Genomic DNA, 20,850 nt, shown 5'->3' on the forward strand with positions numbered 1-20,850 from the left:
TGAGCGCGAGCGAAACCCATCACGGAGAGTTGGGTAGACATTGTTGCGCACGCTCAATGATCTAACGTGGAGCGTTAAGGCCGGGTGTGTTTCGTGAAAAAATTGGCGGGACTTCGCTTAGAAGGCGCAGTTGGGACATCATTGTGCCGTGGGCCTGCCGCGGGCCTTCCTCGTCTCAGGGGGAAGGGCCCTCGACACTGCGTCCTGCAGCCGCGTCGACGGCCGCGCGCACCGGTCCGGCCGGCGACAGTGGGGGCGCGGATGCCGGCACCTACGTGCGACGCCGGTAGTTGAGGTATCAATCCGGTTTCCGATACGGCGCTCGAATTGCCTCTACATGGATCGCGAAGGAACGAAGCCCGCGCGGGCTCTTGCCTCTCCGGCCTGAGCTGCCGTCAAAAGATCGATTAGCCCCTCTGCCGCCGGCGCGGCCGAAGTGCGCGTCGTGACGGCGGCAGTGTACAGGGTCGCCAGAGCGCACCCTGGGGGTAACGAACCGGACAGGGCGACGCCGTTGGTCGCAATGATCTCGGTCGACTGTGTGCAACCGATCGGCCGCCGCGCGTCCGACTCGGCGAGATGACGCATGGCGGTTGCACCATTCGGAAAGATGCGCAAGCGTTTCTCCACCTCCCTGGCAATGCCGAGCTGCTCCAGGACTTTCGCGACGTGAATTCCCGCGGTCGATGCCTTGGTGTCCGGGACAAAGATTGCATCCGCTGCCCGCAGCGCCTCGCGCAGGCTTGCTGCATCCTTCGCGGCGACCAGCGGATCTCCTGCGCGGACCGCAAGCGCGGTCTCGACCAGGCCGATATCTCTGACGGAGGCCGATGAGACCAGCTTCTCCGCTGCAAGTGTTGCGACGAGTGCCGATGTGAGGATGATGACATCGGCAGCGGTGCCTTTGCGCAGCTTTTCCGCCATGGCCCCGACCGCGCCAAATTCGCCCTCGATCCGCAAGCCCGTAGCAGCCGTGAAAGCTGGCGCAAGGTTCTTGACGAGTCCCTGCGCCGCCCCGCCGCTCAAAACGCGCAACGTGTTCATGGTGTCAATTCCATCGCGGCGATCAACCGCTCGCGCGTGATGGGAAGATCGCGTATCCGCACGCCGAGGCAATCAAAAACTGCATTGGCTATCGCTGCGGTCACGGGACCGTGTGCAGCTTCGCCCGCACCAACGGGATCTAATTCCGGGCGCTGGATGAGTTCGACTTCGACCTCCGGCACCTCGCTGAAGCGCAGGATCGGGTAGTCCGACCATGTGGTGCTGGTGATGCGTTGCCGGTCGAAGCGGACGCGCTCCTTCAGCACCCAGCTGGTGGCCTGGATGGCGCCGCCCTCGATCTGGTTGATGACTCCATCAGGACTGATCGCCTCCCCGACATCGACTGCGAGAGTCAGCTTTCTGACGCGAATGTCCTTGTCGCCCTCTACTTCGGCCACGGCAGCGCAGTACGCACCCATATTCTTGTAGCGAGCAAAGCCGATGCCATGGCCGATGCCGGGTCGCTGCGCCGGCTTCCACTTCGCGCGTTCGGCAGCGGCGCGGATGACGTCTCTGGCGCGGTCGTCGCTCAGAAGGCGCAGCCGGAACGCGACCGGATCCTCGCGGCGCTCGGCCGCGATCTCGTCGAGAAAGGACTCGATGGCAAACACGTTGCCCTGGGCGCCCAGCGTGCGTAGCGCCGAGGTGCGCACCGGCATCGTCAGCAGACGGTGACTCTCGACCTGCCATGACGGGAAATCATACAGCGGAACGGCATTGCGGTCGGCGCCACCACCATTGGCCTGTGGCGGATTGGTCGAAATCATCCGCGGGAACGGATTCGCCAGCTCGAACCCGGCAAGCAGCGCCGGCTGCGCCGCGCGCCCCGGTCGTGCCGCATGGCCGTTGCTCCAGACCTGATGATGCCAGTGGAGGATCTCACCCCCAGCGTCGAGATCGGCTGCAATCTCGATCGCCATGGCCGCACCGAACGGCGCCTGCGACATCTCGTCGGCGCGCGACCATTGCACCCGTACTGGCCGGCCACCGGCGACCTTCGCCAACAATACGGCATCGAGGGCGACGTCATCGGCTGCGTTGTGGCCATAGCAGCCGGCGCCTTCGAGATGCTCGACCGTGATGTTCTCGGCCGGTAGCTTGAGCAGCAGCGCGAGGTCCGTGCGCAGAAGATAGACTCCCTGGCTATGAGTCCAGACATGGACCTTGTCGCCACTCCATTGCGCCATCGCGCAAGATGGCGCAATCGAAGCGTGGGCAATATAGGGACGGGTATATTGCCGCCGGATTGTGCGCTTGCCATCGCCTGGCGTTGAAGCCGCCCTCGTGCTGATCACAACCGATTCCAGCGGTTGGCTCTTCAGGAACGCGGCCAGGTCGTTCTCGTCAGGCAATATCTCGCCCTCAGACCATGTCGCGCTCTTGCGCAGCTCACTGAGCACAGCCTCCGCGCCATTCTCCGTTTCGCTGACGACCCCAGCGAAACTGCCGTCGCGCACGATCGCAACCAGGCCAGCGACGGCGCGCGCCCCATCTTCATTCAGCTCAATCAGCCTTGCGCGCGAATTTTCCGGCCGCAGCACGCGGCCGTGCAGCGTGGCCGGCAGGCTCCAGTCCTGGATGAAGCGTGGCCGCGCAAAGACCTTGTCGGGAATATCGATCCTGTGGACGGAATCTCCCGCCAACCGGCGCTCGGTTGCCAGTTTCGGCGCGATCCCCGGTGTCGCGTCTCGCTCAAGCTCGACATCGTCGGCGAGTTCCCAATAGCTCGTCCTGACATTGCCGGGACCGGAGATGCTTCCGTCCTCAACCGAGAGGGAGGTCTTCTTGACACCGAGGCGATCGGCGGCAAGCTCAAGAAAGATTTGTCGGACTTCTGCACAGACGTATCGCAGCGCGCGGCCCGATTGTTGGACCGAAAGACTGCCGGAGGTGACGCCTTCGTTCGGGCTTGCCGCGGTCGAAGCGCGGACCATCCGGATGCGCGCGATATCGATGTCAAGTTCATCGGCGGCGATTTGCGCGAGCGCGGTAACAATGCCCTGTCCGATTTCCACCTTCCCCGGCCAGACCGTCACGTGTCCTTCGGCTGAGAATTCCAGCCAAGATGACAATGTTGGGTTAGCCGCAAGGCTGACCGGTAGCGTTGCTGCAGACGGGGAGGGCGGAGGCCGGCTCATGGCGCCGCCATTTCCGCTGCTGCGCGCAGCACCGCCCGTACCATCCGGTTGTGCGACCCACAGCGGCAGAGGTTGCGGTCCAGCGCCTCCTTCACCTCGTCCCTGGAAGGTGCTGGATTCCGCTTTAACAACGCCGCGGCGCTCATGAGAATGCCCGAAACACAGTAGCCGCATTGCAACGCCTGTTCCGCGATGAAAGCGCGCTGCAGCGGATGCGGAGCGTTGGCGCTCCCTAATCCCTCTGGCGTCGTGATGTCCTTATTTGCCACCGACCACAGCGGCATATCGCAGGAACTCATGGCGCGATCACCGACAATGACATTGCAGGCGCCGCACTCTCCGGCGCCGCAGCCGAAATGCGGCCCGATCATGCCGAGTTTGCCGCGCAGGATGTCCAGCAGCGAACGATCAGGATCGGTGGCTACATCCATTTCGACGCCATTGAGGCGAAACCGAACGTGCGGCATGTTGGATCGGCCCAGGTGAGCTATTGCGTCTTCTCGAACTTCTTGACCACGCCGGCCCATTTCACAATATCGCCGCGCAAAAATTTGTCGAATTCTTCCGGCGACATCGACATCGGCACTGCTCCCTGCGCTCCCCAGAGTTTCACGATATCTGGCCGCTTCACTGCCACGTTCACCGCGGCATTGATCTTGTCGATGACGGGCTTCGGCGTTCTCGCCGGCGCCATCAATCCGAGCCAAATCGTTGCCTCATAGCCGGAAATGCCGGCCTCGATCACGGTGGGTACGTCAGGCAAGACGGCTGAGCGCGCCTGGCCAGTCGTCGCCAGCGCCCGCACCTGGTTTTCCCTGACATTGGGCGCCATCGCGGGCACGGCGTCGATCATCATCTGCACCTGGCCCCCGATCACACCGCTTCGCGCCTCGCCGCTGTTGCGGTAGGGCACATGCACGACGTCGATCCCCGCCATCGCTTTGAACAGTTCGCCCGCCATGTGGTACGGCGTGCCCTGGCCGGAGGAGGCGTAGTTCAATTTTCCCGGCTGGGCTTTAGCAAGCGCGATGAATTCCTGCAGCGTCTTCGCCGGTACGGAAGGGTGCACGACGATCACGAGGTCGGAGTAGTTGACCGGAGCGATCGAGACAAGATCGCGCATCAGCTCATATTTGCGCTGCGGCACCAGCGATTCGTTGGCGGTTTGCGTGTTCGACATCATCAACAGCGTGTAACCATCGGGCGACGCCATGGCGGCCTCCTGCGTGCCGATCACGCCCCCGGCGCCGGTGCGGTTCTCGACCACAAAAGGCTGGCCAAAATTTTCCTGCAGGATGTTGCCGATCTGACGGGCAGTGACATCGGCGGGCCCGCCGGCGCCGAACGGAACGATGATCCGGACCAGCCGGGAGGGATAGTCCTGCGCAACTGACGAGGAGCCCGCCAGCAGAAGGGCGGCCAGCGCCAGTACGAATCTCGGGCTCATCATTTCTCTCCCCAAAATATTGTTCTTTGCTGGGAAGTTTAGCTGCGGTGCGAAGTCGCTGTCGACGACAGACTCCGGACGGCTCGCAGGAATAAAACAGAGATCGCGGTGTAGCTTAGGATCGCCAATAAGCGGGCATGAAGCGTATCGGACGGGGCTTGGGACTCAAGTAAGCGTAACGGATTTCCAGCGACGCAATGGGCGCCGATCTCCGGTTGCACGACAATCCCGCGCACTGGGCGCTCAGGTGGTCGGCTTTAAAAGCGGAAGCGGGCCTTCTAGCCGCCTGCCAGCAATGTTCAAGAAGGGCCGGAAAGGCGACGTCATTCGCGAATGACTTAAGCTCCGGACCTCCGCCCCCTTGGACTTTGAGCACACGCATCTTATCGCTTGCGCGCACTGACTGTGACCTTCCGCGTGCGTCTCCAAGCCGCGCCATTGCTGCTGAAGCAGGAGCGCCAGAGGAGGCGCCATCTCGATCCTGGATCGGGAAGGTCGTCTTGGGCGGTTCGATCGTACGCCGGCGAACAAAGCAATCATGATACGAGCCGAGGGAATTGAAGGCATCGAACTGGGACGGCGGGGCCCGCAAGGTCTCGAATGCGAAAGTTGCAAACTTCGTCCAACTGTCACAATAGACGTCTAAAGACGAAACCGTGCGTCTCGGCGGGCGGCGAAACGAGATCTGGTGCAGTTGCGCTAGCGCTTCGATCCGATGACAAGGAGCGATCAATTCGGCCGTGTTATGCGGGTTTCGCGTGTTTCAGGTTCGCGATCTTGGACGCTGTTTGCTGTTTCGGTAGTTCTCGCATCTTGCATTTCTGCGCCCATTTCCAATCGTGGCGCAGCAAACCCCGGCATTTCTGGAAAGAAGGCTGCGTCGAGCAGCCTGGCTTTCAATATTCCATCCCAGCCGCTCGGCACGGCGCTGGAAGTCTATGCTCGCATTTCCAGCCGTGAAGTCCTTTATGACGGAGCATTGTCCGAAGGACGTCGTTCCAGTCTCGTTGAGGGTATCTACACACCGGAAGTGGCGCTGCAGATATTGCTCGCTGGCACCGGCCTGTGGGCAGACTTTAAGGATACAGATTTTTTCGTGGTTGGTCCGGTGCCGGCCGATGCAACAGTGCGGGGCGGCGCAACACGCCAGCCATTGGACCACAGGCGTTACTACGGTCTGCTTCAGGCGGGTCTTAAGGCTGTGTTCTGCGAAACACCCGCTGTGCCTGATAGCAGCAGGATTGCAGCCCGTTTGTGGATCGGTCAGGCAGGACAGGTGTTGCAGGTGAAGACGCTCAGCTCCACCGGCAGTGACCAGATGGATCGGAGTGTCGACGCTGCCCTGCGCCAGATAAGCTTAGGTGTTGCGCCGCCCGCCGGATTCGCGCAGCCGATTACCATCGTCGTCTTGCCGAACGATCCAGATATGCGGCAGGACTGCGGTCGCCGCGTTCCAAGCAGGACCGGCCATGACTGAAAGCGGTCTGCTTGTCCTGCGTCAGCTATTCCTTACGAGCTACCAGGAACTCAAGGTGAAGCTTACGCGGCGGCTTGGGTCAGCAGATCTTGCCGATGATGCTGTCCAGGACACGTGGCTGCGTCTGAACCGTGCTGAGCACGTCGGCCATGTCAGCAGTCCGGTCAACTATTTGTACCGGATTGCGCTAAATGTCGCGCGCGATCGCGTCCTTTCGGAGCGACGCTATCTGGACTCTGCCGAAATCGAAAAGATGCTCGATCTTGCTGACGAGACGGCGGACCCGGCCTCTATTGTTGAGGCACGTTCCGAACTGCGGCTTGTCGAGACGTTCATTTCGGAATTGCCCTCCCGTCAACGTGACATTCTCGTCGCGGCGCGTCTTGATGGCTTGTCGCGTAGCGAGATCGCAAAACGCCTGGGTATTTCCTTGAGCCTGGTCGAGAAAGAGCTGAAATCGGCTCACGAGTACTGTCTTGCCCGTCGCAAGCAAACACGAAAATAAAATGTGGATCGGAGCTCGAAAAACCGTCTTAGCGTTAGACATCTCTCGTGTGGCTCAAGCCACAGGAGCATCTGGACGGATAGGTGTCGAGGGTCGGTGCGGTGGACGATAGAGCCGAACGCGAGCTAAGGGGTGAAGCGGTCGCCTGGGTCCAGCATTTGGACTCCGGTCGGGTGACCCCTGCTGATGTCAAAGCCTTGAAGCAGTGGCGTTCACGAAGCCCGGACCACGAAGCGGCCTTTGCCGATGCGCGCCGGATGTGGAAGGAATTCGCGCCCGCGGCGCGTAGCTTGCGCGAACGGGGGCAGTTGTCGCCTGCCTTGGCGGCACGGTCACTGTCCCATTCGACCCTCAGCCGCCGTGCCGCCATTGGCGGGGCGCTCGCCACTGTCTCGGCCGCGGCGGCCTATGCCATGGTTTCCCCGCCGCTCGATCTTTGGCCATCAATTGCGGAGTTGGCGGCAGATTATCGCACCGTGACAGGCGAGCAGCGTCAACTGGTGCTTCCGAGCGACGTCTCCATGCACCTGAACTCGCAAACGAGCGTGGCCTTGCGGGGCAACGACGGCGCTCGCATTGAGCTGGTTTCTGGCGAAGCCTCGTTCGTGTCCAAGTCCCAGCAGGAACGCCCTCTCATCGTTCTCGCGGCGAATGGCGTCATGACGACCAGTCAGGCCCATTTCGATGTTCGTCGTGCCGGGCAATCCGTGTGCGTCACGTGCGTCGGCGGCAATGTAAACGTCACGCTGGAATCCCAAGCGACGATGCTCGGCTCGGGCCAACAGGTCCGGTATGATGATCGGGGGCTTGGGCCTGTTGCGAGCATCGATATCGAACTCGTCACCGCCTGGCAGCAGGGTGTGTTGATCTTTCGTTCGGCTCCACTGGCCGAGGTCGTCGAAGAAATCAACCGATATCGGTCGGGCAGAGTGATCCTGATGGATCGAGAACTCGCGCGAAAGCCCATTAGCGGCCGCTTCCGCATCGATCATATGGATGACATTCTGGTGCGCCTGAACCAAGCCTTCGGGATCACAAGCCGAACGCTGCCGGGCGGCATCGTTCTGCTGACCTGAAAACTGGCGATTGCGGAACAGGCGAAGGAGGAAAAATTTACGGTTTTGGCTCCGCCGATCGGTCTAGGGGTGAGCGCTTTCGATCGCACCAGGCGCGACCGATGACAGGAGCCGTTCGATGTCGATGATCCAAACCGCGAAGAAGCTCTCCAAGGCGGATCTGAAAGCACAGCGGGTTCCGGGACCGACGACCGCCAACTATTTCTCGCCATTGTCCACGCGTCGTGGCCGCGATCGCCTTGCGTTCCTGGCCGGCGTCAGTGTGACGGCGCTCTTGATGACAACCCTGGACGCTTATGCGCGGCCTCTTGGCGGACAGGCGCCGACACCATCGGCGGCGGCGATTGCGGCAGCACAATCGGCTCAACAGGAGGCCGCCCGCGCCGCGAGCCAGTCCTCCGATGGGCTCAGGCGGGCGACGCTCGCTATCCAGGCGCAGCAGGCCAGCCAGCAGGCGGCTCGTGATGCCGCGCGCGCCGCAGCGAATGCGTCCCCAGTCCCGAACGGCTTGGGCGCCGGCGGACTTCAGCGGGCACTCGGTGCCGCGCCGGGAACCGATCTATGGCGGGGCGCGAATCTGCCGACGCAGTTCACCGAGGGCGATCGCGTCAAGGTCGATGTCGAGCAGACCCAGCAGAAGGCGATCCTCACTTGGGATACGTTCAACGTCGGAGCCCGAACCGATCTGCGCTTTGACCAGCGGGGCAACCGCGACTGGGTCGCGCTCAACCGCGTGCTCGGCACCGACGGCAGGCCGAGCCAGATCCTCGGCAGCATCAAGGCCGATGGTTCGGTCTATGTCATCAACCAGAACGGCATCATCTTCGGCGGCGGAAGCCAGATCAATGTCGGCACGCTGATCGCCTCCACCGCGAAGATCACCAACGAGCAATTCCAGAGCGGCATCTATTCGAGCGGAAGCGGAAGCAATTGGACGCCAAGCTTCACCGACGCGGCCGCGTTTCTCAACAACGGCAAGGGCGGCGGCGTTGTCAAGGTCGAAGCCGGCGCGCAAATCGAGACGCATGCCCCGGCATCAGTGACCTCCAGCGGCGGCTTCGTGCTGCTGATGGGTGGTCAGGTCGTCAACGCTGGCTCGATCACGACGCCGAAAGGTCAGACCCAGCTCGCAGCCGGTGACGACTTCGTGCTGCGCCGTGGTTACGGCACGGACGCCAACCAGTTCTCGACCACGCGCGGCAACGAGATTGCCCCGCTGTTCGACGCGGGCACGCTCGCTGGGCTTGTTCGCAATGACGGCTCGATCTTCAGCCCGCAGGGCGATATCACGCTGGCGGGTCGGACGATCGAGCAGAACGCCATTCTCGTCGCCTCCACCTCGGTCAATACGCGTGGCACGATCCATCTTCTGAATGCGGCGACCGACACGCGCGGCAGCATCAGGCTTGGCCCCGGCAGCGTCACCACAATCATTCCCGAACTCGAGAGCCGGGAGACGGCGCTGAATTCGCAGCGCGATGGCTTGATCGATGCGTCCGAAGCGGCGAATCTGCTGCGAGCCACGACGCCGCTCGGGATCTTCAACAATCTCTCGACTCTGGCCGACCGGCTCGATCAGTCGCGGATCGAGATCGTCACGGGCGGTCAAGTCGTTTTCGAGGGCGGTACGACACCGGGAGCAGGCTCGCTTACGATCGCACAAGGCGGTCAGATTGCGGTATCAGCCGGGGGACGCATCTTCACCGAGACCGGTGCGACGATCGACGTCTCGGGCGTCCGCGACGTGTCCCTGGCAATGTCGTCGAACAACATCCTCGTCAATATCCAGGGCAATGAGCTGCGCGACAGTCCGGTCAACCGCGACAAGGACTACCTGAAGAACCAGGATGTCTGGGTTGATATTCGCGACCTGATCTTCGTGCCGGCCGGGACCGGGGGCTACGACACCGACCGCTATTATACGCCGGGCGGTCTGCTCGAAGTCGGCGGTCATCTCGCCAACACCGCTCACACGATCGGGGAGTGGGTCGCGCTCGGCGGCACCATCACGTTGTCGGCGCCTGAGGTGATCGCAAAGCAAGGCTCAGTGTTCAATATCTCCGGCGGCTCGATTCGCTACGAGGCCGGCTATATCCGCACCAGCAACTTTCTCGGACCGGACGGCCGGCTCTACAACATCAACGACGCCCGCGCCGACATGACCTTCTATGGTCTCGGCCAGGGCTTCATTCGCGAACATGAGCGCTGGAACGTCACCGAGGTCTGGACCAGCCCCTTCGGCAAGGGTCGCGAAAGCGTGCGGTGGGAAGAGGGCTACACGGTCGGCCGCGACGCGGGGCAGCTCATCCTCTCGACGCCGACGGCGATCTTCGAGGCCGACATCCTCGCCGATGTCGTCCAGGGTGAGCGGCAGGTCTCGGCGCGACCGACTGATATCGCCGACGGCTACAAGCTCAGCCAGACCCAAGTCGCGCAAGCGGGACAGCTTCTTGTCGGCAGCTATGGCGCGCTCGGGCGCATGGGCATTCACGACAGCGCGATCGTCATCGGAGGCGTCGAGGACATCACCCGAAGCCTCGACGCGTCCTCCGTCCTTCCCGCCAGCCGCAGCAACACGTTATGGTTTGATGCCTCCCGCCTCAACGACCAAAGGCTCGGCGGGCTCGACCTCGCCACGGGCGACTCCATCGCGATTGACAGCGGCCTGACGCTGGCCGATGGAGGCTCCCTCGACCTCACCGCACCTGTCATCGACATCAGAGCAGGCGTTACCGTTCGAGGCGGCAGTGTCACGGCAAGCAACCAGCTTGTGACGCGTGAAGCTCGGGGCGACTCCGTCGCCACACGGAACACCGATCTGTCCAAAGACGGCGGCTCGAGCGTGACGCTGCATTCGGGAATGACGATCGACACCCGCGGCATCTGGACGAACGCGCAGGTCGATCCGACCAATCTCTCCGGTCTCGCCTTCGTCGACGGCGGACGCGTCACGCTGCGCTCGACTGGCGACGTGACGCTGGAAGAGGGATCGCGGATCGACACCTCCTCCGGTGCCGCGATCCTCACCAACGGCAAGACCAAGGCCGGCAAGGGCGGAGACCTGTCGCTGCTCGCCGGCTTCAACGGCGGCAGCGGCAACCTCACGCTGAACGGGGCAATCGCCGGCTACGGCGTCGAAGGCGGCGGCGCGCTGTCGTTGTCCACCGCGGGCCTCGTCGTGATCGGCGATGCCAGCTACGAGATCGGCGAGACGTTGCCTGCCGGCAGCGTGACGCCGGCTGATGTGACGTTAGCGGAGGCGTTGCTCATTCGGGCGGGGTCGCCGCTGCCGGCCGCCTATAGCCAGACCTTCACCACGGTCGCAGCGGGTGCGGCGCTGCCCACCGATGTGCCCATTCCCACGACCACAGTGGCGGCGGAGTGGGTTGTGCCCGCCGGCGCAGTCAGCATTGCGTACATACGACCCGGAACCTCGGCTGTGGTAGCGGCGCCACCCGGCACCGTCATTCCTGCCGGCTCGACGGTGCGCGGATACAGCACGCAAACACCTATTCTGCCCGGGGGCTATGTGCTGCCCGCCAACGCCTTTCCCTCGGGCCTGAGGCTGACCACGCCGCAGGCCGTGACCTACATGCCCGGGACGCCCGCGCCGGTGGACGTGACCATCGCGGCCGGCACGGTGATCCGGGCGGGGACGCTTCTCCCGGTGGAAGCCCGGATCGCGCCGCCGGCTACGCTCAATCTCGCCGACGATGTTCTGAGCCGCGGATTCTCCAAGTATTCGATCAACGGGCAGAGCGGATTGCTCGTGGCATCGGGCGCCGCGGTTGCGCCGATCATGCCGATCTACCGGTTCGATACAGGTGTCTACGGTGTACCGACCGGCAGCGATCCGTCGGACGCGCTGAGCGTTTGGTTGCCGGACGTCTATATCGCCGACCCAATAACGGCGACGCTCACCCAGCGCGGCGGCGTTGATCTCGAATTGCTGTCGGGCCGCAGCGTGGACGGCGACACCAGCTGGCTCTCGGGCGGCGGTGTGACGATCGCCCAGGGCGCGTCGATCGCCGTCGATCCCGGCCGCAAGGTCAACATCGCCAGCGGCGGGCAGATCAATATCGACGGCACGATCACCGCCCATGGCGGCGAGATCACCGTCCTGAACGCCAACCGATTCAGCAATAAGGACGTCGGCGGGCTCTCGGTCTGGATCGGCGAGCATGCCCGGCTCGACGCCTCGGCGCGGGCGGTCACCGCGGTCGATGCCCGCGGGCGGGTCTATGGCGTGGTGCCGGACGGCGGCAAGGTCGTGCTCGGCAGCCTCGGCGGCGAGGACACGCTGTACGAGAACGCCTATCTGTCCGCCGACGCCTATGTCGTGGTGCGCGAAGGCGCGGTGATCGACGTCTCGGGCACCAGTGCCGAGCTCGACATCATGATGATTGGAGCGGCTGGACAGACGAGTTACGCGCGCCGCACGGTCGCCAGCAATGGCGGCAGCATCGTCCTGGCTTCCTACCTGGGTATTTACAACGATGGCACGCTGCTCGCCCGTGCTGGCGGCGCGGGCGCCTCGGGCGGCACGCTGACGATCAATTTCGAAGCGCCGATCTACAGCTATGCCTCGGGCGACATCGTGCCTTCGCGCCTGCAGGCGGGTAGGGCGATACGGATCTCCCAGACAAGGCAGCGGAGCGCATTGCCGGCCGATCTTCAGGTTGGTGCGGCCCATCAAGACCTCAGACCCGGCTACGCGAATCTCAGTGCCGAGCAGGTCGCGGAGGGCGGCTTCGGCACCCTGTCGCTGTTCGCGCGCACCGGAATCGTGTTCGAGGGCGACGTGAACCTTGCGGCAGGCCGCAGCATCGCGCTGCGCACGTCAGGCCTCTACAATTCCGTCAACGGCGCCCACGCGACGGTGTCCGCGCCTTACGTCAGTCTCGACGGACAGTTCATGCGAGAGGCCGGACTGTTCCAGGTGCTCCCCTCCATCCTGCCGGCCTATCCGGCGACGGGGACACTGACCGTCGATGGCGGGCTGATCGACGTCGCCAGCCGGATGAACGCCTATGCCGCGAAGCTGACGCTCGACAGCCGGAGCGACCTGCGGTTCATGACGGGGACGCTCGCCGTGACCGGCGATCTCGATCTGATCGCGCGGCGCATCTATCCGGTGACCGGCGCCAAGGCGGGCCTCTATGCCGGCACGGCGGTGGATATTAGCAGCCGGCCGACGATTCCCTTCGGCACTGAGAACACCAGCACGATCACGATCGGGCGGCACGATGATGCGCCGGTCGCCGCGCCCTATTCGGTGTTCGGCTCGCTCGGTCTGACGGCCGGGACGATCCGGCAGGGCGGCAATCTGCTCGCTCCGCTCGGCACGATCTCGCTCGCCGCGGCTGACCCGCAGATGGTGACGCGAGGCCTCGTCGAATTCCTGCCGGGCAGCCTGACCTCGGTCAGCGCCAGGGGGCTCGTCATCCCCTATGGCGGCACGGTGGACGGCGTCAGCTTCACCGTCGACGGCAGCGAGGCGCTCTCCTACGACCTGCTCACCGGAACGATCGTCAAGGATGCCGACGGCAATTACCTCAACAACAGCAGCAGCGGGCGCCTCGGCATCACCGCGACGGGTCACAACGTCGTCAGCCATCCGGGCTCTGTGCTCGACCTTTCCGGCGGCGGCACGCTGGCGGGCGCGGCCTTCGTCTCCGGCCGCGGCGGCTCGGTCGACGTGCTGGTCAACGCGCTCGCCGACGCCAATCCCGGCTATGGCTACAGCTCATCCGGGAACCCGGTCTTTGCCATCGTGCCGGGCGTCGACATCGCGCCGCCGGCCGGCGGCTACTCCACGGCCTGGACCGGCTCGGTGCCGGGCCTCGGCGAGCAGATCGCGATCCCGGCCGGCGTGCCGGGGCTGCCAGCCGGTACTTACACGCTGCTACCGGCGAACTATGCGCTGCTGCCCGGGGCCTACCGCGTCGAGCTTGGCGCGCGGGGGACGACAGGATTTGCGGCGGCCCAGTCGCTGTCGAACGGGTCCTATCTGACGAGCGCGACGCGCGACGCGGCCAACACCTCGATCGGCGACTCATTGCTGACCCGCGCCATCGTCACGCCCGGCGCGACTCTGCGCACCTATTCACAATACAACGAGCAGGGCTACGAGGCCTTCCAGCTCGCGCAGGCGGCGACCTTCGGGACGGCCCGTCCGTTGATGGCGGCCGACGGCAAGTTCCTGACCCTCAATCTTTCGACATTGGCTACGGGCAGCGCGCCGCGCGTGGAATCGGCGCTCATTTTCGACGGCTTCGCTGATTTCACGCCAGGCGAGGGCGGGTATGGCGGAACGTTGGCGGTTTCCGGCGGTGGCGGTGCCAACCGTTCGTACAACACCGATATGGTGATCACGGGAGGGGGCAGCACAACAATCCGCAGCAGCAGCGTCACGACCGTTGCCGCGTCCGAGATCGCCGACGTCGGAGCGCCTAACCTCTATGTCGGCTCCGCGCCCGGGGCCAGTTATACTGCTGGAAATCCGGTCTTCGAACTCACGACCAACGACGGCCTTGTCCGCTCGCTCATCTTGGAAAACGGGGTTGTGCTGACGGGCTCGCAGGTCATCCTTGCCGCAAACCAGGACATCACGGTGACGTCCGGGGCGTCGGTCAATACGCTCGGCCACGGGCTGATGGCGCCGGACACGGTCGCCACCGGCTTGTTGTTCAGCGCGCCGGCCCTGCTGGCGGTCTCGAATGGCTCGATCTCCCTCGAACCGTGGCGGTTGAACACGACGTCGAGGATCACTCTCGAGGACGGCTCTTCGCTCTACAGCGAAGGCTCGATCGCCTTCACCGCCGGCCAGGGAGTTGTCATGCAGGATGGCGCCCGTTTCGGAACGCGCGATCTCGAACTGGCTCTGCCCTATATCAATATCGGCACCGCGGAGCAGCTTGCGGCCGCGGCGTCCGCCGGCATCCTGCCGAGCGGGCTGTCGCTCGATCAGGCGGTGCTCGATAGGCTGGTACAGGGCGATCCGGTCACCGGCGCGCCCGGAATGAAGAATCTTATTCTGGCGGCCGGAAACTCGGTCAACTTCTACGGCTCCGTGAATCTGTCCACGCTCGACGAGAACGGCGTGTCGGTCCTCGAAAGCTTCGTGCTGAGCACGCCCGCAATCTACGGCCATGGCGGTGCGAATGACAGCGTCACGCTGACCACCGATCGGCTGGTATGGTCGAGCCGTTCGCTGCGGACGGGTGCGACCGGTTCAGGCCAGCCGATCTATGGCCCTGCCGCGCCCGGCGCGATCATCGCAGACGGGCCGGGCACCGGCCACGGCATCTTCAATGTGGCGGCGCGCGAGATCGTCTTCGGCTATCTTGAGCAGTCGCGGCCGCTCAACACGGTCCAGTTCAACCGGCTGATGCTCGGCTTCGAGACGGTGAATCTCAACGCCTCCGAGCGCATCACCTCGAACAACCTCAATACGCTCGCCGTCTGGCAGACCGGGGGGAGCCCGACCTCGTCCTTCGATCCGGCCACCTATACCGGCGAGCAGGCAGCCTTGAACCTGGTCACGCCGCTGCTGACCGGCGACAGCGGCTCGGTGCTGTCGGTCTATTCCGGCGGCACATTGCGTGTCGTCGCCCCGCAGGGCGCGCCCGCCGGCGTCGCTTCGGCGGACTCGCTCGGCGCCACGATCAACCTCGCATCCGTCCAGGGGGCGGTCCAACTCGACACCACCGTCGCGCTGCCTTCCGGCAAGCTGACGGTGACTGCGGCCCAGACGCTTCAGATCGATGACGGCACACGCATCGACCTGGCGGGCCGCGCCATCCCCTTCAAGGACGTCACCAAATATTCCTGGGGCGGCGACCTCATTCTGGAGAGCGCGCATAGCAGCATCATCGTCCAGGGCGGCGCGACGTTCGACGTTTCCGCGGTGAACAACCATGCCGGTTCGGTCACGATGTCGGCGACCGACGGGGCCGGCGGCGGCGGCATCGTCTTCGTCAACTTGGACGGCACGCCGCTGCAGTCGATCGACGGCATGTTCAAGGGCTCGTCCACCGCAGGCTACGAGAGCGGCTCGTTCAAGCTCAGAGCGCACTTCATTGGCCCGACAGGCACCCAGAGCGAAAGCTTTGCGCGCATCAACACCGCCCTGAATGCAGGAGGGTTCTTCGAGAGGCGCGAATTCGCGCTCAAGCAAGGCGATCTCGCCATCGGCAACGAGGTGAGGGCGCGCAATGTCGTCGTGTCGGTGGACAATGGCAGCCTGACCGTCAACGGCCGGATCGACGCCAGCGGCGCGGCACCGGGCTCCATCCGGCTCTCGGCCAAGAACGATCTGACCATTGCATCCACTGCTGCGCTCGATGTGCATGGCACCGAACTGCAGACCGACAGCGACGGCGCCGTCATCGAGGCGAAGAACCGTGGCTGCATCGAGCTGACCGCGACGACCGGCTGGCTCCGGCTCAACCAGGGCGCCACGCTGGACCTGAGCTCGCCGGACGGTGCGAGGCGCGGCAAGGTGGTGCTCAATACCGGCCGCACGGGCGAGACGAGCGGCGACGCGCGGATCGATGCCGCGGGCCCGTTGACTATCCGTGGCGCGGCGGAGATCGCGCTGAACGCGTTCTGGACCTATTCGCCGACCGATGCCGACGGCAGCATCGTGCAGGACAATGGCGGTGCCGATCCGGTGGGGGCGGACGGCGTGCTCGGTCTTAACCAGATCGGTGCGCGCAATGTGCTCTTCATCGACGCGGCTTTGGCCAATGCCGGTCTCGCCGGCCGCACCGCCGGCCTGTCCGCTTATGGCGACGCCTATCATTTGCGGCCGGGCGTCGAGATTGGTGGCAATTCATCCTCGAACGGCAATCTCACGGTCAAGGGCAATCTTGATTTCGCGAGCCTGCGCACGTCGGACGAGACCTACAGTGCCACGGAATCCGGCTCGCTCGTCGTCCGCGCACCAGGCAACCTCACCGTGAACGGCAGCATCACGGACGGCTTCGGCAATCCTGTCGCGAATCCGAACGATGTGAGGAGCAGCACCGAGACGCTGACCAGCCCCCGGACGCTGACCGAGGCGATCACCGTCGCAGCAGGATCGAGCATTCCGCTCGCGACACTGGACTTCGACATCGTCCTTGCACAGGGCAATTCCGTTAAGCGCGGTGTCTCCATCCCGTTTGAGTTCACGGGTACGGGCAACATGGTCATTCGCGCCGCCGACACGCCCGGTGGCTGGACGTTGGAGGGGTCGATCAAGCTCGGCAACAACCTGTCGCTCGCAAATGTTGGAAACCGCAGCGTCGTGCTGCCGGACGGAACGACATACAACTCGAGCCAGACCATACCGGTGGGCACCATCCTGCCGGTCGGGACCGTCATCAATGTCGGTGACGCCATCCAAATGGTCATTCCGGGCAATTCGATCTACGGGGTCGGAACCCGGCTGCCAGGTTCGGGCGTAGCGACGCTTCCGGTTGGCACGGTCATTCCGAGGAATACAGACCTCGCCGCCGTCATCAATAACGCCAGGGTCGCACTGCAGGCCGGCCAGACGCTGCCCTCCGGCGCCGTCCTACCGACGGGAACGACGATCGTCTCGTCGACGCCTATCGCCAACCATGCGGGCGCGCCGATGCTGGCGCCCGGCAGCCAATCCTGGTCGATCCGCCTCGTCAGCGGCGCCGACGGCACCAGCGCGGACACAAGTGCGGTGCAATCGCTCTCGGCGCTTGGGGCGGGCGGCAACATGCTGCTCTCCAACTCGCTCGTCAACGCGGCCGGCAAGGTCCTGCCGAGCGTGATCCGCACCGGCACGGGCGATCTCGATCTCATCGCCGGGCGCGACCTCACCCAGGACACGCCCTTCGGCGTCTACACCGCCGGCACCCAGATCGATGTCGGCGGCGCCTATGCCGGCGTCACCTCGCAGGGCGGCTATTTCACCGAAAACGGCGGCGATCTGACGATCGCGACCGGGCGCAATCTCACGGGCTCTCTCCAGGTGGACAATGTTGCGTCTGCGGGCCAGAATAATTACTCGGTCGGCAACTGGCTGGTGCGCCAGGGTGATGCCACGACGCCAGCGGCCTGGGGCATCCGCTTCGGGGCCTATGGCGGACTCAATGCCAACCTCTTCTATGGCTTCTCCGGCTTCGGCACGCTGGGCGGCGGTAACCTGGCGGTTGACGTCGGCGGTGATGCCGGCACGCTCGTCGCGATCGACAGTCCCGGCAGCGCGCTCCGTACCAGCACCGGCCTCGTCTTCGCGGTGGGCGGAAGCGGCCGCGTCACCTCGGTGACGAAGACGCCGGACGGCGTCGTGACCGGCGGCACTTTGCTGCAGACCGGCGGCGGCGATCTCTCCGTCGATATCGGCGGCCGGCTCAACCCGCTCACCACACCGACTGCTACAGACGATCTCAACGGCTCCTTCACCAATCTGCGCGGCGACATCGCCGTCAAGGCCGGGGCCATCGGCTCCGCGCTGCTGGCCTACGGCGTCGGCGCGCCGAACGATCCGCGGGCGGTCGATCTCTATCGGGCGACGATGCTCCAGACTGATGGCGGAGTCGGCGGGCCGGTGATCGTCATCGGCGACGGTTCGGCCAATCTTCAGGCGCGCGGCGACCTCGTCTTCGGCGGCGCCGGAGATCCCGGCATGATCTATCCCATCGGCATTTCCGTCACTGGCCCGGCCTTCTCGCTGTGGCGCTCGGATACCGCGATCACGCTGTTCTCCGCGGGCGGCAACATGGTGCCGCTGAATGCCTCGAGCCCCAGCCAGAACGAAATATGGGGCAGCGAGGACCAAACGAACCGCGCCATGCTGCCGCCGATCTTCGAGGCGGTCGCGGCGCATGGCAGCCTGTACTGGGCAGGTTCGCGGCGGATCGAGCTGGCGCCGTCCCGCGACGGCTATCTGGAACTCCTGGCCGGCGACTCGATCTATGCGGCGGCATACGAATTTGGTAGCTTCAGCGATCCTGTCGCGGCCGCCTGGAGCGTGTCCGGCGCCCAGACCGATCCCAATTCGATCCCCAATCCGTTCCGGCCGGGATCGAGCAACTCCTATTTCCAGTTCCAGTCGGACACCGTCACCACCAACCTGCACGAAGGCGACGACAAGCTCATCCGCGTCTATGCACTCACCGGCGACATCGTCAATTTCACGCTCGGCGATCCCACGCCGCAATTCGTGAACGGCGAATATCTGCCGCGTTATCGCGCGGCGATGCCGGCCCGCATCTATGCCGGACGCGACATCGTCAATTTCGGCAAGAACGCCTATCGCAGCCAGACCACCGATCCAGAACTTCAGGACACGCCAAGCCTGATCCTGAACAACGACACGACCGATGTCTCGATCATCGAGGCCGGCCGCGACATCCTCTACGCTCAGGTGCAAGTCGCGGGACCGGGTTCGCTCGAAGTGATCGCCGGCCGCAACCTCTATCTCGGCGACAAGGGCTCGATCGTCTCGATCGGCGCTCTCGCCGCAGGCGATACGCGACCCGGCGCGTCGATCCTGATGCAGGCGGGCGCCGGCCCCAACGGGCCGAATTATGCGGGTCTCTGGGCCTATCTCGATCCGGCCAATCTCGCAATTGCCGGCACGCCGCTTGCCGACCAGCCTGGCAAGGTCGCCAAGACCTATGAGCGTGAACTGATGGCCTGGCTGGCGGAGCGTTACGGCTTCGCGGCATCGACCGTCGCGGACGCGCGCGCCTACTTTACGGCGCTCGCGCCCGAGCAGCAGGCGATCTTCCTGCGCCAGGTTTATTTCGCCGAGCTGAAGGCCGGCGGCCGCGAATACAATGATCCGGAGAGCAGCCGCTTCCAATCCTATCTGCGCGGTCGCCAGGCGATCGCGGCTCTGTTCCCTGAGGAGGGCGCAAACGGCAATCCAATCACATATGGTGGCGACATCACCATATTCGGAGGCTCCGGCGTGCGCACGCTCTATGGCGGAAGCATCCAGATGCTGACGCCGGGCGGCCAGCAAGTGGTGGGTGTCGAAGGCCAGGTGCCGCCGGCGTCGTCGGGCCTCATTACCCAGGGGCAGGGCGACATCGCGCTCTATTCCAAAGGCTCGATCCTGCTCGGCCTGTCGCGCATCATGACGACCTTCGGCGGCGACGTTCTCGCCTGGTCGGCGGAGGGTGACATCAACGCCGGCCGCGGCGCCAAGACCACGATCGTCTACACGCCGGCGCGGCGAGTCTATGATGATTATGGCATGGTCACTTTGTCACCGGCCGTGCCCGGTTCGGGTGCGGGCATCGCATCGCGCAGTTCGGTCCCGGGCGTTCCCGGCGGTAGCATCGACCTTATCGCGCCCTTAGGGACCATCGATGCCGGCGAAGCGGGCATCCGTTCCGGCGCCGACGTCAACCTCGCGGCGCTGCAGATCGTCAATGCCGCCAACATCCAGGCGCAGGGCAATGTCACCGGCGTGCCCACGGTGCAGGCGCCGCCGGTCGCCGCTTTGGCCTCCAGCAGCAACATGACGGCAGCGACGCAGCAGGCCCAGCCGGCCGCGCCCAGTACCAGCGATCGTCCGTCGATCATCATCGTCGAGTTCCTCGGCTTCGGCGGAGGCGAGGGCGCCCCCAACGGTGATCAACGCCGTAAGGATGATGAGCGCAGCAGCCTTGAGCCGCAGGATTACCAGCCTGACAGCAGATTTCAGGTTGTTGGCAATGGCGAACTGACCGAGGAGCAAAAGAAAAAGCTGACCACGGACGAAAGGGGAAGGCTCTAGGGTTTGTCGGTTCGCTTCGCTCTGCCATGCGATGCTCTCATCCTCGAACCAGACCCTGCGGTTTGGGCTGACGTAAGTCGATCGCGGAAATCGGCCCGCCCCATTCGATAGCCACCGTCATTGCGAGCCAACGGGTCGCGCGAACGCGCGCCCGATGACAGGCTCCACGAAGCAATCCATGCCTCCACAAGCGGTGCTATGGATTGCTTCGCTGCGCTCGCAATGACGATGTGGTTGCTTTGGGTGCGACAAATCAACCCGACGGGCAAATCAGCCGAAAGTCTGTCCAGCCCTTCGCGCGAAAATAAATCGCTTAACCCGTCGGGCAAATCATCGCTATGACTCCGCGCGTCTCACGGCGGATGAGGGGCGGCTCGCGATCGTCACGAACGTTGCGGTGAGATGCGGTGGA

Annotated in this window: 8 protein-coding genes; 4 read left to right on the forward strand and 4 right to left on the reverse strand. The window is 64.3% G+C overall.

From position 1 onward, the window contains the following. Positions 1–333: 333 nt before the first annotated feature. From OZ411_RS10830 to OZ411_RS10845, 4 genes are read right to left on the reverse strand one after another with little or no spacing between them, the layout of a single operon-like run. A complete protein-coding gene (locus OZ411_RS10830; RefSeq protein WP_282527914.1) occupies positions 334–1,044 on the reverse strand; it encodes a substrate-binding domain-containing protein in 711 nt (236 codons plus the stop codon). Beyond that, a complete protein-coding gene (locus OZ411_RS10835) occupies positions 1,041–3,182 on the reverse strand; it encodes a molybdopterin cofactor-binding domain-containing protein (protein WP_282527915.1) in 2,142 nt (713 codons plus the stop codon). Before OZ411_RS10835 ends, OZ411_RS10830 begins: the two co-directional genes overlap by 4 nt. Continuing rightward, a complete protein-coding gene (locus tag OZ411_RS10840) occupies positions 3,179–3,649 on the reverse strand; it encodes a (2Fe-2S)-binding protein (protein ID WP_282527927.1) in 471 nt (156 codons plus the stop codon). The genes OZ411_RS10835 and OZ411_RS10840 overlap by 4 nt, the downstream gene beginning before the upstream one ends. Before the next feature lie 20 nt (positions 3,650–3,669). Then, a complete protein-coding gene (locus OZ411_RS10845; RefSeq protein ID WP_282527916.1) occupies positions 3,670–4,632 on the reverse strand; it encodes a tripartite tricarboxylate transporter substrate binding protein in 963 nt (320 codons plus the stop codon). Positions 4,633–5,344: 712 nt separating this feature from the next. Here OZ411_RS10845 and OZ411_RS10850 point away from each other — a divergent pair. The 4 genes from OZ411_RS10850 (at position 5,345) to OZ411_RS10865 (ending at position 20,438) form a co-directional block, all read left to right on the forward strand. Then, entirely contained in the window at positions 5,345–6,106 is a 762-nt protein-coding gene (locus OZ411_RS10850) for a TonB C-terminal domain-containing protein (protein WP_282527917.1), read from the forward strand. Further along, entirely contained in the window at positions 6,099–6,611 is a 513-nt protein-coding gene (locus OZ411_RS10855) for an RNA polymerase sigma factor (RefSeq protein WP_282527918.1), read from the forward strand. The genes OZ411_RS10850 and OZ411_RS10855 overlap by 8 nt, the downstream gene beginning before the upstream one ends. A gap of 101 nt (positions 6,612–6,712) precedes the next feature. After that, positions 6,713–7,687, forward strand: coding sequence for a FecR domain-containing protein (locus tag OZ411_RS10860; RefSeq protein ID WP_282527919.1), 975 nt, complete (start codon positions 6,713–6,715; stop codon positions 7,685–7,687). Positions 7,688–7,805: 118 nt separating this feature from the next. After that, the gene (locus OZ411_RS10865; protein ID WP_282527920.1) at positions 7,806–20,438 is read left to right on the forward strand and encodes a filamentous haemagglutinin family protein; all 12,633 of its coding nucleotides are present in this window, start codon (positions 7,806–7,808) and stop codon (positions 20,436–20,438) included. The last annotated feature ends 412 nt before the right edge of the window (positions 20,439–20,850 follow it).

Source organism: Bradyrhizobium sp. Arg237L (genome assembly GCF_029990105.1).
Taxonomy (GTDB): Bacteria; Pseudomonadota; Alphaproteobacteria; order Rhizobiales; family Xanthobacteraceae; genus Bradyrhizobium.

Coding starts and splice junctions, on each gene's coding strand:
- OZ411_RS10850 (WP_282527917.1), top strand. CDS start 5,345: ATGACAAGGAGCGATCAATTCGGCCGTGTTATGCGGGTTTCGCGTGTT.
- OZ411_RS10855 (WP_282527918.1), top strand. CDS start 6,099: ATGACTGAAAGCGGTCTGCTTGTCCTGCGTCAGCTATTCCTTACGAGC.
- OZ411_RS10835 (WP_282527915.1), bottom strand. CDS start 3,182: ATGAGCCGGCCTCCGCCCTCCCCGTCTGCAGCAACGCTACCGGTCAGC.
- OZ411_RS10865 (WP_282527920.1), top strand. CDS start 7,806: ATGTCGATGATCCAAACCGCGAAGAAGCTCTCCAAGGCGGATCTGAAA.
- OZ411_RS10845 (WP_282527916.1), bottom strand. CDS start 4,632: ATGATGAGCCCGAGATTCGTACTGGCGCTGGCCGCCCTTCTGCTGGCG.
- OZ411_RS10830 (WP_282527914.1), bottom strand. CDS start 1,044: ATGAACACGTTGCGCGTTTTGAGCGGCGGGGCGGCGCAGGGACTCGTC.
- OZ411_RS10840 (WP_282527927.1), bottom strand. CDS start 3,649: ATGCCGCACGTTCGGTTTCGCCTCAATGGCGTCGAAATGGATGTAGCC.